This is a genomic window from Planktothrix sp. PCC 11201, assembly GCF_900009135.1.
GTDB lineage: Bacteria > Cyanobacteriota > Cyanobacteriia > Cyanobacteriales > Microcoleaceae > Planktothrix.
Genome location: NZ_LT797711.1, coordinates 633852 through 649967, shown reverse-complemented (window position 1 = coordinate 649967; position 16116 = coordinate 633852). Strand labels below are relative to the sequence as shown.

Here is a 16116-nt window from a genome sequence, read left to right as displayed (position 1 = left end):
TCTGGATTAATAATATCCGTGGGATTAGTTGTGGAATCTGGTTGTTTTTGCAGAGGGGGATAATTAGATATTTCTGGGTTGATAATATCTCTGGGATTAGTTGTGGAATCTGGTTGTTTTTGCAGAGGGGGATAATTAGATATTTCTGGGTTGATAATATCCTGGGAATCACTACTATCTGTGGAACTAATTGTTTTTAAAGAATCAGTTTCTATAGAATCAATAACTGATTCTTCTGTTGTTAATGTTTCCTGGTTTTCTGATGATTTTTTTGATAATTTATTAATGGGTTCTTGGCTTATTTTTTCTCTAGGAAATTCCGATTTTTTTTGAAAAAAATGAGATGTGGAACTTTTACTGTTTTGAATAACAGAGTTTTTTCGTATTTTTTGATCTATCCTAAAAGGAAAAATGGTTTCTGTTTGTTGTTGTATGGGTAATTCTGAATCTGTGGATGGGGTTTCTGTTTGTTGTTGTATGGGTAATTCTGAATCTGTGGATGGGGTTTCTTTTTGTTGTTGTATGGGTAATTCTGATGAGAGTTGAATTGGGATTGAAGGGGATACAGTTTTGTCAGATGGTGGTTCAATAATTGGTGAATTTTCAGTTAATGAATTTTTAGTAAAGGGTCGAAATTCATTGAGGTCATAATCCTGCCAATTTTCATGATCCTGAAAACTTTGTAATAGGGTTTGATTGGGAGAAATTAATGACCAATTAATTAGGTTAATTGACCGTGAACCCAGAGGTGATATTGATTGCATGGACAAAAATTTCTGTCCCAAGGTCGTTGGGGTCAAAAGAGGATTTTTAATTCCTAGAGCTTCTTCTTCTGGGGTTATTTCGGCACTTTCTTGATTAATATTCTGTTGATTTTCCATCGACTCAGCCATCAATAAAATACCTGTCTAATTACTAGGAAAAAATCCAACACTACCTCGACTTAAGCCAACACTTGCCCGACCTCCTCCTTGGTTGGTTTTAACTTGTAAACCTTCATAGGCTAAAGTTAATTCTTCAATCGCCACTGAGTTGCCATCGGCTTGAAATCCAGGAGCTTTCCAACTAATCGGAACTGCACCAATTAATGTCCAACACATCATGGTTTCTCCAGCTTGATTAAAGAGCAATATATTAACATTTCGACGGCTTTTGGGTATCTCACTGAGAACAGAATTAATCCATTGCCAAAATGTTAAATCATCGGTCATTCCCCGTTTGAGAGTGACATCGGTAAATTCAGCATGACCTAAAATAATTCTTTGTTGATCGTTAACACCTCCTTCTAAATAGGTTTCTTTTTTAACATTAACTCCCAAACCCGAACACTCGGTAAAGGAAGCTTTAACTTCGCTTTCCATTTCAACATAGAAGCGATTAACGGTAATATAATTTTTTTGCATGATTTTTATATTCAACCTCTATAATTCATACTACGTTCTTTTTGCCAACGTAAATCTTCTAACATCAGTTGATAAATTCGGTCAGCTAACAACCGCATTTTTAAGGGGTCGTTTCTGATTTCTTCGGCAATATTGCAGAGGTGATCAAAATTAGTTTCAGAGTCGCTATCAGACTGATTGCTCTGAATTTTGGCTGAGGCGCCGTAACCCGCAGGGGCATTTAATTCGTGGATGGGTTTCCAATTTGGCGGAATGTCTTGATTGAATGCCATAATGAGCGAACCTCTGCCAATTATGCCTAGTATAAAAAATCGGGAGGTTGGTAGGTATTAACCAAAGGTCGAATCTTGATCACGGATTAAACGGATTTCACGGGTTTCGCGGATTAAGAATAGGTATAATACCCGTTTTACTCAGCAATTCCTGGCTTTCTTGGGTGTTCAAAATTTCGGCAAACCGATCACCGATGGCTTCTCGACGGTTATCGCGCCTGAAAATAACGGCCAGGGGGTAGGCTAGGGGATAATCACCTGTCTGAAAAGCCTGGTAATTTGGGTAATAACTGCCTTTTTGACTGCACAAATCGGTAGTCGGATCAATGGGTTGCTGATTTTCTTGGATCAGGGGTTGGATGAACTTGTTATTGCGATCGCCTACTGCTAAAGGATATACTGAACACTGGCCAAATACTTGAGAGATCGCCCCAAATCCGATCGCCCCAATTTGTTCGTTTTCAAACTCTTGCAAAACAGTCCGCAACGCTGAAATAGTTGGCAATTGTACGATTTTCGGGAGATTCCCTTCAAAATTCCCTGATCGAGAGGTGCGATCGCCTCTTTCTACCATTTTCCTAAATTGTGCAATTAATTCGGCTTCTTGAAGGACGCGATCCTCAAAAAGACGGATAGCTTCTTGACTGTCGGGAATATACAGCCGCACAGGTAAGTCTGGCCCCCCTAACTGTTGCCAGTTGGTAATGCGTCCGGTGTAGAGTTGTTGCAGTTGTTGAATGCTAATTTGGCCGTTAAGATATTTCGGGAGAGACAAATCCCGTTGTTCATAACTAAAGGGAACGTAAACGGTTAAACCGTCATAGGCAAAGGTTCGCGCCTTGAGATCGTTGCTAAGATTTGTTGTTAGACTACTAATGGCAAAATCAACATTTCCTGATTGAACTTCGGCGATCGCTTTTTCCCCTGTGGGTTGGGGCAGATATTTTAACTGAAGTTGAGGTCGTCGTTGGGCGAATTCTGCTTCTAAGGTTTGATCTTTTTTGATTAGGTTAGGCTGTCGCCAAATATAATTCCAAATCCCATTCTCCTCCCCACTATAAGTAAATTTCCCGGTCGGAACTCCGGCCACATCACTAATACAGCAGGGAATATTATTCTTAGCCACCGGAGCGGGTCGCCAACCTAGCCACCAGACTAACCCACTTACCAACAAACCCAAAAGGAAAAATAGCAACAGCCACCACCACCATTTCTTCTGGCGTTTACGGGTCTCCTCGGTCGGAAGGGAATCCCTATAAATCTCGTCTAGGAGGTTTTCTTCGGGTAGGTTTAATAGGGCACGACGGGCTTCTGTGGCACTACTAAAGGGGGTATCAAGTTCTAATAAACGCCATAAAAACAATTTCAGGGCGATATCGGTTTTACCCCAATCTTGATTTGATCTGGGTTCAAAAAAGCGATCATTGTCATCGGTGTTCACTCCTGCTAACAGATAAAAACAAACATAACCTAATGCTTTTAAATCCTGGGGGACGGTAGGAGTCAGACGGACATCGGTCGGGGGATCAAATAACCTCTCCCAAAGGGCTAAATCTCCTAAATAAACGCGAAATTGAGGATCGTGGAAATAAAGTTGTTCTTGAGGTGAAATGAACACACTATCGAGACTCAGATTGCCATGAACAAAACTGGCTTGAATTTGGCCGTTTGGTAAGCGAAATTTTTGACCGTGAAGGTATTCTAAACTTTGCAGTGCTTGGTTGAGAAAGTAACGCATTTGGCGGGGAGACATTGCCCCTTTGCGGCTTAAATAGGTGCGGGCGGTGATGCCATCATTAATAGTAGTAATTAGATAGCATCGTTCACGATCATTGCGATCGCTAATCGCTTCTATAACTTCTGTAATTCGCCCGGTTTGGATTCTGCCATCAGCTAAGGATAAGCCACTAATATTTTCAAAGGCAATTTGGGTTTGAATTGCTTCTTTTTCGTTAAAATAACGTTTGGGAAGTAAATATTCTTGAATCATAACGGGTTGTTCTTCTAATAACTGAATCCCGGTATAAATTCGCTTTTGACCTCGACTATTTATAAAGCGTTCAATGCGATAACGTCCCCGTTTCCCTTGAATTTCTCCCTGCTGGGGTAAGGGGGTGGGAAATCCACATTTGGGGCAGGATTTTAGTTCAGGATTATCTGCGATCGCTTGTCGAGGTTCTTGACAGTTTAAAGGGTTTTTAAATGGACAGCGATATTTTTCATAAAGGGGGAAACCACCAGATAAAAATTCTTCCTGTATTTCAACGGATGAAGAAATTTCTTCGGCGACGGTTTCTTCTTCGGTTTCCGGTCTAAATAAGTCCCTAATATCTTCTTGAATTAAGGGCAGAAACCAACGTAGGTAAGGAGGTAATAAATTGTAGATTCCATAGCGCAATCCGTAGGTTAAATAGCTCAATCTGCCAGTGATTGTCCACATCCCTTGTCTTTTGAATTCTTCAACGCTACGGCGGGGAACTTTGGGTTTAAATTTAGGTACTGTCACGATTTATTATGGGTAATGGGGATCACGGATTTAAGAGGATTTCACGGATTTTAATCTGTGTTAATCTGCATAATCCTGTTAAAATCCGTGATCCTATTTTACTCCGGTTCTGAGGAATATGATTCGGCGAAGGCGATCGCATCATCTGGGGATAATTTATTATTAATAATAGCCATAATTCCGGGTAAATATTTATCCATTGTCAAAACATTAATATAAACTAAATTATTCACAAGTCCGGTGGTAAAACGCTCATGTTCCACATCAATACTGGTTTTGTAGCGAATTTCACCATCGCTATAATTTAGTTCAAAATTACCTATTGTTGTGCCATAGTTAACTTTAGTTAAGAATTCTGCCATAGCTGATATTTTTTCGGGAGGCGTATTGACTGGACACAGGGAGTAAAATACAAATTGTCGATTTTCTTCTATGGATAAAGCGAAACAAGTCCAACGTCCATGATCTCCTTCAAACACCATTTGTAAAATCGATTCTTCCGACATTTCTACAAATTCCCAATCATCTTCGCTAAAGAATTCTCGCATAACTTCAGAAATTGAGCGAGATTGATTAATGCTATTTTCATCGGGATCAATGGTTTTGAGAAATTTAATAAAATTATTTGTATCTAGGGAAATCTGACCATTTGATTGATCATTCTCAACTTCATTAGTTTCGATTTGATTAAAGGTTTCTTTGATAAAATTAGAAAGGGATTGTAAAATTTCTGAAGCCCCATTTAGGGTGTTAAAGGCTGCACTTAATTTGAGATAATCCCAAACCGTTCGATATACAATTATATCGGTTTCTTGCTGTTGTTCTACGATTAAACAATACCAATTTTCTGTATAATTTAACTCTTGATCAGAATCGGTATTAGCAGGAGCAGCGTTGAGGTGATCAATAATAGCATCGTTGGTCTGACATTCTGAGAATTTGGGTAATAAATCGGGACGTAATTCTATGACTAAATCCAGATTTAAACCGGGTTTAAATTCTCCCTCTTTGATGGGAATTAAGGCATTTTTTTTTAGGTTAAATAATTGATTTTTGAGAATATTTTGATATTGTTGATCACTAATATTAAGTTTTAAACAGCAGCGATCATAGTGATTGTTGGGTTTTTTGTTAAAGGCGATCGCTATGCCTTTAAAAGCCAATAAATTATCAGAATCCTCCCTAAATATTAACTCTCGATCAATTGGCAAGAATTGTAATACTGTTTCAATATTCATCATTTAAACTAATTTCCTTACACTAATTTTTCGTTAAGCAATTAATTGTTGATCCTGCCGTTAGTATTACATAATTACTGTACAAATCCTATTCTACTTTAGTCTAAATCAACCCAGATAAGTCCCGTGAGCAAAGGTAAGGAAAGTCTATTTTTTCTTAGGATCAGCCCGGACAGAAATTTCGACGGTGGCAGGATCAATTCGTTTAACTTTAGTATTAACATCAAGGGGTGTTTTTTGACCCTTACTAGCCTTGGTTGATTGAGGTTGAGACCCTTGTTTTTCGTCTGCTAATTTCTCAAATGCTTGGTTTTCTTTTGTTTCATCCTTAATCGGCTTTTGAGGCTCTTTGGTGGCTTTTTCTGATGTTTTTTTAGGTTGATCTTCTTTAGCCCTATCTTCTTTCTCAGATTGAGATCCTTTGCCCAATAAACTAGTGCTGCGGGAGCGAGTTCCTGCTTCTTTCTCAGATTGAGATCCTTTGCCCAATAAACTAGGACTGCGAGAGCGGGTTCCTGCTTCTTTCTGGGATTGAGATCCTTTGCCGAATAAACTAGGACTGCGGGAGCGAGTTCCTTCTTCTTTAGGTGTGAGATTATCTAAATTTTTAGCGATCGCCGCCGTATTTTCATCCGTCGGTTCCTGCGGACGACCTTTGACCTGAATATCATAGCTAATGCTACTACCAATTGTTGCAGAACCCACAACTTTTAGCAAATCTAAATCAAAATCAACACAAAGTTTATCCAGTTTTTTCTGAACAATATCGGGGTCTGGATATTGATTAACAATTTGTTGAATTAACGTCACAATATCATCGACAATATCATCGGGTAAAGCCAGATTATTAGCAACGGATGAACCTTTTTTCTTGCGTTGATTTTGTTGCTCATCCTGATCTTGCTGTTTTGTAATCATCACTCGCATGGTCAGTTTGTTACCGCGAATACTTTTAGTGATATTGGCCTGTTCTTTTTGTTTACCACCGCCACCAAAGCCCATGCTAAGACCTGATACTAACATACTACCTGCAATCAGAAGTCCCGCACCCACAAGTGCCTTTGTTTGGCTGCTTTTATCGGATTTTGAGGGATTTTCATTAGTATCTAAAGCCTCTGAACCCTCTGAATTGTTTTCTGCTTCTCTCTGGACGAAGTAAGGCACTTCCTGACTGACTCGCTGCACCGTGCGATAAAGGAGAGGGGAAGGTGCTGTGGGGGATTCACCGGACTGTTGGACAACGTGGGTAAGTTCGTGGGCGAGGAGCCTTGTCCCGCCAGGACTGTGGGGAGCATAAGCACCCTGGCGGAAGAAAACGTCAGATCCGGTGGTAAAGGCGCGGGCATCGAGGGAACGACTGAGGCGATCGCCCTCCGTATCATGATGAATCCGTACCTGGGCAAAGTCAAAACCAAAGGCATTTTCCATCGGTTCCCGCACGGGGGCAGGTAGGGGTTGACCTTGACCGAGGGAACGCTGAATCGCGGTTTCTACCCCAGAATGGGCATCAGGCATTTGATCAGTTCCGGCAGCTTGACGCTGGGCTTTTGTTGATTGCTCGTCATCGGGAAGCACCCCAATAATCACATATTTACTACCATCGGGTTTAAGGGTATTTAGACTTAAGGTTTTGAGTTTATATTGAGATTTCAGAGCCGGAAGTTGACTTTTAACTGCTTTTGGTTTGGGTTTTTTATTAATAATTGATTTGAGTTTCTGAGCAACTTTAGGCAAAATCTTATTCTTCGCCATTAATTTCGCCGTTAATGTCAAACTAGCTTTCTTCTTATTTCCTGTAATTTTCTGTTTGACAACGAGTTGATTTTTCTTGTCTTTCCAAACAGATTCAGCCGACCGTTGCACCATCAGATTTAGGGGTAATTCTTCTTGACTGACTCCCGAATCAACCTGTCGTTGAACTTTAGTGGCTTCCACTTGACCGACAATTTGATATTTATTTTTACCTTTTTTAGTCAACTTCAACTGTTTGAGTTTATGTTTAGATTGAATTCCTGAGAGTTTTTGACCTACGGCATCAGGATCTCGAAGATTTCTCGCTATATTTTGAGTGTGATGACCCGCACCTTTAATTTGTTTTTTGGCATCATTCTGAGGTTGTTTTTTATCTTTATTTTTCTTGTCTTTAGCCGTTTTACCTTTGCCTTTGCCTTTGCCTTTCCCTACACCTTTGGCTTTGCGGGCTGTTTTTCCTTTCTTGCTTTTACTCCCTCCAAAGAAACCTGCTGCTCCCGCAAATATTCCCCCGATGGTTTTATCTACGGGTGCTTTTAATGTCGTGACAATTTTCTTGATTTTACTAGGAATTCCCCCAACACCAATTAGGGAAGCTAAGAATCCTAATAAAACAGGAATCATTTTAGCTAAAGCCTGTTCAATCATCATCGCCATCACCGCCGGGGTGCCATCACAAATCGCTTTTAGAGTGTCTAAGATAGCTTGCACAAAGAGTTTAATGTCTTCCCGTTTTTCCACAAAAAAGGAAATCACATCAAAAATCACCTTAGCAATTTTAGCGATTCCTGACGCCGGATTCATCATGCCAATCAGCCAACTAATCCCCGCCTTGACAATTTCCACAATTGCCATTTCCATCAAACCTTTGAGGAAGATTTTTTTCATATCATCCAAGGAGGATTTGATGAACTCCCAAACTCCTGATATACCATCTTTAATTAAGGTACTAAAGAAGGTAAAAATAAATTTTACGCCCGGTTGCAGTCCTGAAATGAAGTCAAGGGCATCTTCTCCTAAAGACCCGATTAAATCCTTAGCAAATCCCAGAATACCGCCAAGGCCACCACTAATACTTCCTAAGATGTTCTGTACAGAATCAGGGAAAGTTTCTACGGCTTCTACCCCTTCATTAATTAAAGTCATAATCACATCGGGGCCAGCTTCTACGACCAATTTAACTAAATCCCAAAGATAGTTGAGACTATCGATGCCTTTCTTGAGGACGACATCGAGAATAAACTGAATTAATTTCGTAGCTGGCCCACCTAAAATATTTTCAACAATGCCAAAAATATAGTCTTTTGTTAAACCTAAAACCTGTAAAATAATATCTAAGAATCCTTTTAAATCAAATTTTTCAGGAAGTTTTAAGTCTCCTAAGTTTCCAAATAACCAAGTAATTAACCCATTAAGTAAATGTTTCCCAATATTATTGGCAAAATTCTTAATTCCATCTCCAATCCCTTTAAAGAGATTCTTCATAAATAGCACCGGATCATCGATCAGGGCGTCAATCACATCTTCGGCTAGAGCTCCAATAAAAACACTTAAAATTTTCTTAATCGGCCAGAGGAGAAGTTTAATAATATTCTTGGCTAAATCTCCAATAAATTTTAAAGCTTTACTAATTAAGCTGGCATTTTCGGCTTTTAACTGTTCAATGCGTTTATCAAGTTCTTTTAAACTAGATTGATATTTTTTAGTTAAATCTTCCAGGAGTTGATTTTGTTTATCGCTAATACTCTGCTCAAGTTGATCAAATTTAGTTTGCACATCCGCCGCCGATTGCGCACCAATTTCTTGCAGGTCTTTCGGTAAGGTTTGTACATAAGCATTGACCTTTTCTCGCCCCTGATTAACTTCTGTTTGGGCTGCGGTTAATCCTTTTTCAACAATTCCACCAATATTAGAGATACTTTTTTTAACTTCTTCAATATATAGTTTTTTTCCTTCTTCATAAAAAACATTGACTTCATCGGGTAAGCCCGCAAACTTATCTCTAATCCAGGTGATGAAGTCAAAAATGCGAAGTTCTCCAACTTTCACCATTTTGATCCCAAACCAGTAAGGCTTAGGTAATTTAATCGGAAATACCAAAGTATAGCGTTTATCTTTATACTCAGCCATTCTCCTTTTAACATGACCTTCAAAGGCATTTTTAGCCGCACTAATCCCGCGATTAAACTCAGTATTAACATCACTATCCATTTTCCCTAGAATAGCTTTAACATTCCCCTGAGTTTTGTCAAAAATACTTTGGATATTGGCATTAATTTCAGTCCGTTTAATTTCATCCTGAGTCTTGGTTGCCTCTTGGGAATCTCCGGTCTGCTGCATTGACTCTGTACGAGTCGCATACATATCCTGATTGGATTGTTTCGCCGATGCCTGGGCGTCAGTTTTGGCTGTAGTCAGGGTTTCCTGTTCCCCTTGACGGAATTTTTGGGGGCCTTCTGTGGTGCCATGGGTCTTGGCTTCTTTTAAGGCATCTAAGGCTTGTCCCCCGCCCTCTTCTTTCCAGGTTTCTAAACGGTCTACATCCAGGGGAACTTCTGTATCCGGTTGGGCAACGGACTGGGGTTTAACTTCTTCTTTGCGTTGAATCGAGACTTCAGGAAGCAGTTGAATGGTTTCCCCCCCCCTCTGCTTAGTAAGGGGGGTTGGGGGGATCGCATCTGTCATCCCCTCACTTACCAAGGAGGGGTTAGGGGAGGTTAGGGGTGGTGTGATCACTTGTTCAGCGATTTGATCGGCTTGAACTTCATCAGGATCACTGCTAGAGCCAACCATTGACTTCGCCTGAATCTCACCAAACGCACCCTCTAAATTCTCGGTTGTTTTTGCTAAAGGTTCTTCAATTTCCTTGTCTGTTTTTGGCTTGGGAACGGCTTTTTCTGCTTCAATTTCTGGGGGTACAGTCCCCACAACTTCCTGAGTCGGTTTCAGTTCGTCAACATTTTTAGGTTGTTCGGCTGCGGGTTCAGGCGGTGCTTTGGCTTCCTCTGGTAAACCCCCACCCGACTCTTTTTTGGCTCCCTTAACTTCGGTATTTAAGGCATTTTTAATATCATCGGTTTTGCCACTACTGGCAAAATTATCGGCTTGATCGGCGTTTTTGGGTTTAACTAACTGTAATTTTTCTAATAAACTATCTTCAAAAACTTTGCGGTCAAAGGGTTTCGGTTTTTTAGCATTCAGATCATCCATTTTTGTCGCTTGGGCTTCCCGCATTTGTTGATCGGGATCTTTGGCGGCGGTTTGGGCTTCCTCGGCTGCGGATCTGGGTGACTGGTGACTGGCTTGCTGATCGGCTTGTTGTTTGGACTGTTTAATCACCGCCCCAAAAGCGGGGTCGGCTTCGGGTGTTGCTGGTGCTTGATCACCTCTGACTTCGGGAACTGCGATCGGCGAAGTGTCGGCGGTTTTCGCTTCCCCTTCCGGGATGGGTGGGACGGCTTCGGGCTGATCCGTTTGCTCAAGAGGGCCTTGAGGATTTTCTACAGCCCCAGGTTCGACTTTAAGCGGAAGCGGTACACTCTCTTTAGAAGGAGTTTGACCGCTTGCATCCTGTTTGCCTTTTTCGTCGGCTTTATCTTTAACTTTTGCTTCAGCTTCTTGACCTTCTTGTTTAGCCTGAGATTCTATTTTTTCCCCACTTTCTTTCTCTAATTTTCCTAAATTCTCCCCACTTTCACCGGATTTAACTTTATTTTTAACGGTATCCGTATCTTCTTTAACTTTAGCGGTTTGAGTTTCAACTTTTTTCAGGGATTCCGCCGCTAAATATTTTTTCATTTCAGCAGCTTTATCCTCTTTATCTTTCCCTTCTTCAGCTAATTCTTTTTTAGCTTCTTCTTTTTCCTTTTCAACGTTCTTTTTCCGTTCCTCCGCCTTCGTTTCTGCTGTTTCTTTCGTGTCTCCTTTAGTAACTGATGCTTCCTCAGTCTTTGTTTCGGTTTTTGCTTCGGTTTTTGTATCGGTTGTCGTCGCTTTTTTGTCTTCGGTTTTTGAGGTAGCAGGTTGAGACTTATTTTTATCTTCTTTTTGTAGAGATTTTTCAGGTAATGTTTTTAAGCCGGAGAGATTCAAGGGCGGATTTTTTTTAACTCTATTTTTAACAGCAGAAGGTTGGATTTGACGCTGAATTTGGGATTTTTTTTGAATTTTCCGACTCAGAGATTTGGGTTTAATTTTAGGGCCAGTTTGTTGAATTGTATGGGTGAGTTCATGGGCGAGGAGTTTTTTTCCTTCGTCGGTATGGGGTGAATATTTACCTGAATTAAAATAGACATCTTGCTCATGGGTAAACGCTTGAGCACCAAGATCTTTACTGAGTTGAACCGCATCGGAACCCGTGTGAACTTTGACCCCACTAAAATCATTCCCAAATCGGTCTTCCATGAAGTCACGGGTTTCATCGGGTAGGGGGTTACCACCACCTTTACTACTTTTAACGCGGGTTTCAATATTCTCGCTGGCTGTAAATCCGCCGTTTCCTTGGCGGGAGATCAAGGTAGACTGTTTCAGGGTTTGGCTAATCCCTGATGGAATATGGTTGTCTATGGCTTTGAGGTGAACGACCCCTTCTATTTCCTTTTGTTGAAGAATTCCGCTTAACCGTTTGAGGTGAAGGGTTGCTTCTTGCTCATATCGCTGAATTGTTTGAGCTAGGGGTTTGAGGTGAACGGTTCCCTCTTCTTCGGTGGCGCTTTGGATGCTTTCGGTTAGGGGTTTAAGGTGAATAGTTCCTTCGTCTTCCGGTGGAGCTTGGATACTGTCCGTTGTGGGTTTGAGGTGAATAGTTCCCTCTTCCTCCGGTGGAGCTTGAATGGCGTCCGTTGTCGGTTTGAGGTTAACCTCCCCCTGCTCATCTTCCCCCCCTGCTCCCCTGCTCCCCTGCTCCGCCGATGGCTGCACCGGAACAACCGTAGACACGACTTTATCCGCCATTGCATCGGCTTCTTTTTCGTATTTATCCCCCGGAGCGCCGACGACTAACTTGGCTTGCGGTGTTGCGGGAATATATTCACTAATTGAAATTTGACTAAAATTATAGCCAGAATTAGTATTCTGATTCCGTTGTATTTCTGGTGGAGGAGGAGCCGCCCCCACTAATTTTTGTTCACTGCTGCTGTCATCTTCTTTTAAAGCCAGTTGTTCATCCGCAAAGGGTCGCACACTGGTTAATCCTACTGTTGGTGACAGTTGAGGAATGGGAGTCGGCGTACTTTTTTTGACGGGTGTAACAACAGCTTTGGTATTCATGATTGATCCTCTTCTTTTTGTTCTGTATTCAGATTGTTTTGTGTTTCTTGATTCATGCTCTCATCCTCAATTTCTGAACTAGCGGAGTTGTTAGCATTTTCTGTTGATAGGGATTGTTCTTCTGGTCTTTTTGATTGGCGATCGCCAAACAGCTTTTCTTCAACTTCTTTACTGGCTTTACCCACTAATTCTTTGGATGTTATCAGACCAGCTTTTACTTTTTCTTCTGCTTGTCGTAACTGTTGTAACCAATTGGGGTCTTTGACTTCGAGTACGTTTTTTGTTGTATCTTTCCCAATCAGATGTTTTTCAGTTTTGGTGCCGGTTTTAGTATAGTCAACAACTCGGCCACCAAATTCGCCACCAATTCTTCCTCCTTTACTGGTACCTGTAGAGGAAAACTCAGCAGGAGCGCCCCTCTGATCATGATACATACCAAAAACATCTGTATGAGCCATTCTTGATGTTTCTGCCCCTATGAGTACGCTACCAGGTAGTGTTAAGCTTGGGGGTCTGTAGTAGATATAAATATGCCCATGTCTGCCATCGGGTAGAATGGCATCACCGGCGAGATCTTCGTTACCCAGTCCACCCAGGGGTATATCCATACCATAGTGTTTAATAGTGCTTTTCAACCCGGTTTTACCCTTGACATCAAATGTATTACCCTTTTCCTCCTCCAAGGAACTTTCAGTTACTTTGACATTATGACTAGAAGCGATTCTGGTATCTACTTTGGCTTTATAATGGTCGCTCTTGTTATTGGGATCTTTTATCTTATTGTAGGATTGAGGTTTTCTAGTTAGGTCTGATTCAGGTGAAGCCCCAAAAAGCCATTGAATAAACTCATTTTCGTTTTCATTTTGTTTAATGGGTGGTAAGTTAATCATGACACGCCCTCCGTGAGACAGAGCAACTGCAACTGATTCATCCCAATCCTTAAAAATATTTGGTTTTTCATCCTCTCTATATTTCAAACCATCATGAAGAATGATAAAAATTCGTCGCAGAATACTATTAGCTGAGTCGGTTTGCTCTTTGTATTTTTCTAAACTTTCATCTTCACTGTTTGTCTGATTTTCAAGGGTTTGCTCCCACATTTTGGTATCTTTTTCATAAATATTCTTTTTGTGTTCCTGACTCCCTTTCTTTAACTCGTTGGCTTCATAACGCAAATACCCTGGAGTTTGGCGGAATTTTTCATCCTTAATACCTAGATCTCGTTGATATGTAGCAATTTGAAGACGCTGAATAGGACTCAACACTGCCTCACCACGGACATCAGGTATTACTCCAGTCCGCTTGCCTCCAGCCCAATTGCTAAAATCATGTTCTTCGACTCTCTCCCAATCACCAAAGACTTTTTTGTCTATGGCTATCTCTGCGACTTCTTCCTGCGTGAGCATACCATTTTGAGATAAAAAGGTTTTCCCTTGTGGTATTGTGCTTAATTCTTCGATAGCCTTAACTGCTTCATCTGGCAAAAACTCTCTTTTTAAATCTATTTGTTTGGCAAGAGTCATGCTCTCTTTTTGTTCCTTACCCTTCTTGTCTTTAAATGTACGCTTCTCAACTTTTAGTAAGTCTTTGACAATTTCTTTGGAGGTTTTTTTTGTCCCGTCTTTTTCATCATTTTCGGTTTTTACATCACTTTCTCTTACCCGACTTTTCTCTGGAACATAAGTTCCATATAATTGCAATCGGGTCGCTCGAATATATTGAGGAGGATTACTATCTTTAATTCGATACCACTTATTATTGCCCGTAGCTTCTATTTTATGGTCTTTTGGATCATCACTAATTTCGATTTCTTGACCAGGTTTATATTTTACTCCCCCATTTTTAAGACTTTCATCTCTAGCCTGGGCGTTGTCTTTGACGGTATATTTCTTCATTTGCAACATCACTGAATTAGCACCTGTAGAATGTGTTACAGATTCTCTCTTAGATTGAATTTTACTCGCCCCCTGCTGCACAACATGGGTTAATTCATGGGCAATTAATTCCTGTCCACTTCGACTTCCTGGATTATATTCTCCCTGTTTAAAAAACAAATTTGGCCCCGTTGCAAAGGCACGAGAACTCAGGGAGCGATTTAATTTATCTGATTGACCATCAGTATGTACTTTCACCCCACTAAAATCAGCCCCCATTGCTTTTCCCATCTTGCGTTGCAGTCCCGCATCTAGGGGACTTCCGGCACTTTTAGCGCTTTGAATTGTCGTTTCTATATCGGTTGAAACTGCACCCCCACCCATTGTTTTATTTTGGGGTTTAGCTTGAATTTCTTCTTCTTCTTCCCCTTCCCGTTGTAGGTCAGAAATATCAGATTTAGCTTGAACTTCTTCTTCTTCTTCCCCTTCTCGTTGTAGGTCAGAAATATCAGATTTAGCTTGAATTTCTTCTTCTTCTTCCCCTTCCCGTTGCAGGTCAGAAATATCAGATTTAGCTTGAACTTCTTCCTCGTCTTCCCCTTCTCGTTGCAGGTCAGAAATATCAGATTTAGCTTGAATTTCTTCTTCTTCTTCCCCTTCCCGTTGCAGGTCAGAAATATCAGATTTAGCTTGAACTTCTTCCTCGTCTTCCCCTTCTCGTTGCAGGTCAGAAATATCAGATTTAGCTTGAATTTCTTCTTCTTCTTCCCCTTCCCGTTGCAGGTCAGAAATATCAGATTTAGCTTGAACTTCTTCCTCGTCTTCCCCTTCTCGTTGCAGGTCAGAAATATCAGATTTAGCTTGAATTTCTTCTTCTTCTTCCCCTTCCCGTTGCAGGTCAGAAATATCAGATTTAGCTTGAACTTCTTCCTCGTCTTCCCCTTCTCGTTGCAGGTCAGAAATATCAGATTTAGCTTGAACTTCTTCTTCTTCTTCCCCTTCCCGTTGCAGGTCAGAAATATCAGATTTAGCTTGAACTTCTTCTTCTTCTTCCCCTTCCCGTTGCAGGTCAGAAATATCCGGTTTAGCTTGAACTTCTTCTTCTTCTTCCCCTTCTCGTTGCAGGTCAGAAATATCAGATTTGGCTTGAACTTCTTCTTCTGCTTCCTGACGTTGTACTCCTTTAGAAGATGTGGCTTTTTCTGTGGTAGGAGTATTAATTTGTTTGACCACTTTTTCCGCTACACTATCCGCTTCCTGTTCATATTTGTCCCCAGCTTGGCCGACGGTTAATTTTTTTTGTAGGGATAAATTAAACTTAGGCTGTACTCTGGCTGCTGACTCATCTTTTTTTGCTGAAATCGGGATTTCCGCAAAATTAAAACCCTGTTTTTTCTGTATTTGCTGATGGTTTATATCTTCGGTTTGGGGTTTCTGTGGTGTTGCGAGGTGGTTGTCCATGGGGCGAATATCTGTCAGGGATTTCGCTTGAATTGCGGTTTGATTGACAGATTTGACTTCATGGCGATTCTGTTTTTTTAGTCGTATTTTCATTATCAGACCCCATTACTTGCAGCTTAATACATTAACCAAGGCGGGTTACATTTTTATTAATTGTATCAATAAAATTGACAACCAAATCTATACTTAAGTATAATTTTAGTTTTGTCAGCAGAAAAAATCAGAGGATTTGATGCGATCGCCACTATGGCGCTACGCACTCTTAGAACAGCTGGATTTTGTAGAGACGCGCCATGGCGCGTCTCTAAAACTGTAATGCGTAGCGCCATAGCAAATAAAATA

General features: G+C 40.8%; 7 protein-coding genes. All 7 read right to left on the bottom strand.

What is annotated here, in order from left to right; all coding sequences use genetic code 11:
* Positions 1–893 (bottom strand): hypothetical protein (locus PL11201_RS26605; protein WP_159451579.1); only part of this gene is annotated, 893 nt, incomplete at its 3' end.
* 15 nt (positions 894–908) lie between these two features.
* Positions 909–1403 carry a phage tail protein gene (locus PL11201_RS25025; RefSeq protein ID WP_079681537.1) on the bottom strand — a complete coding sequence of 165 codons (495 nt, stop codon included), beginning with the start codon at positions 1401–1403 and terminating at the stop codon, positions 909–911.
* A gap of 11 nt (positions 1404–1414) precedes the next feature.
* Complete coding sequence (locus tag PL11201_RS25020; RefSeq protein ID WP_079681536.1) at positions 1415–1675, bottom strand: hypothetical protein; 261 nt, start codon at positions 1673–1675, stop codon at positions 1415–1417.
* A 97-nt stretch (positions 1676–1772) separates the two neighbouring features.
* Positions 1773–4181, bottom strand: coding sequence for a substrate-binding domain-containing protein (locus tag PL11201_RS25015; protein ID WP_079681535.1), 2409 nt, complete (start codon positions 4179–4181; stop codon positions 1773–1775).
* A 98-nt stretch (positions 4182–4279) separates the two neighbouring features.
* Positions 4280–5422, bottom strand: a complete 1143-nt coding sequence (locus tag PL11201_RS25010; RefSeq protein WP_079681534.1) for a type III secretion system chaperone family protein — start codon at positions 5420–5422, stop codon at positions 4280–4282.
* A gap of 144 nt (positions 5423–5566) precedes the next feature.
* Entirely contained in the window at positions 5567–12439 is a 6873-nt protein-coding gene (locus tag PL11201_RS25005; protein WP_079681533.1) for an eCIS core domain-containing protein, read from the bottom strand.
* Positions 12436–15867 (bottom strand): eCIS core domain-containing protein, encoded by a 3432-nt coding sequence (locus PL11201_RS25000; protein ID WP_234996837.1) that lies wholly within the window; start codon positions 15865–15867, stop codon positions 12436–12438. The genes PL11201_RS25005 and PL11201_RS25000 overlap by 4 nt, the downstream gene beginning before the upstream one ends.
* Between the last annotated feature and the right edge of the window lie 249 nt (positions 15868–16116).